This is a genomic window from Paraburkholderia silviterrae (assembly GCF_004353915.1).
In the GTDB taxonomy this organism is placed as follows: domain Bacteria; phylum Pseudomonadota; class Gammaproteobacteria; order Burkholderiales; family Burkholderiaceae; genus Paraburkholderia; species Paraburkholderia silviterrae.
This window is the reverse complement of sequence record NZ_SMRP01000007.1, coordinates 1-808: the sequence shown is the minus strand read 5'-3', so window position 1 is coordinate 808 and position 808 is coordinate 1. Positions and strand designations below refer to the sequence as shown.

Annotated in this window: 1 protein-coding gene; it reads left to right on the top strand. The window is 65.6% G+C overall.

Features of this window, described 5'->3' with window-relative positions; translation table 11 throughout:
* Positions 1-700 (top strand): aromatic amino acid lyase (locus EYW47_RS41865; RefSeq protein ID WP_240763728.1); only part of this gene is annotated, 700 nt, incomplete at its 5' end.
* Positions 701-808 lie beyond the last annotated feature (108 nt).

Sequence of the window (808 nt, the reverse complement as noted above, 5' to 3'; positions counted from 1 at the left end):
GGACCCGTACTCGCTGCGCTGCCAGCCGCAGGTGATGGGCGCGTGCCTCGACCAGATGCGTCACGCGGCACAAGTGCTGCTCATCGAAGCCAACGCGGTCTCGGACAATCCGCTGATCTTCCCGGACACGAAGGAAGTCATCTCGGGCGGCAACTTCCATGCGGAGCCGGTGGCGTTCGCGGCCGATAATCTCGCGCTGGCCGCCGCCGAAATCGGCGCGCTCGCCGAGCGCCGCATCGCACTGCTGATCGACGCGACGCTCTCGGGCCTGCCGCCTTTCCTCGTGAAGGACGGCGGCGTGAACTCGGGCTTCATGATCGCGCACGTGACGGCGGCGGCGCTGGCCTCGGAGAACAAGACGCTCGCGCATCCGGCTTCGGTGGATTCGCTGCCGACCTCGGCGAACCAGGAAGACCACGTGTCGATGGCGACCTTCGCCGCACGCAAGCTCGGCGACATCGCCGAGAACACGGCCAACATCCTCGCGATCGAGCTGCTCGCCGCCGCCCAGGGCGTGGACCTGCGCGCGCCGCACGCGACCAGCCCGGCGCTGCAAAAGGTGATGCAGTCGGTGCGCAGTGAGGTGCCGCACTACGATCTGGACCGCTACTTCGCACCCGATATCGCAGCCATGACGCAGCTCGTGCAGAACGGCGCAATCGCGGCGCACAGCCCGTTCGTGTTCGAATCCGAGCAATAAGCCGAATAACCGAATAAATTAGACTAATACTTCGAGATACTTATGAATCATCCCAACTTCACCGATCCCCGCCTCGACCCGTCCCGCACGATCCGCGCGCCGCGCGGC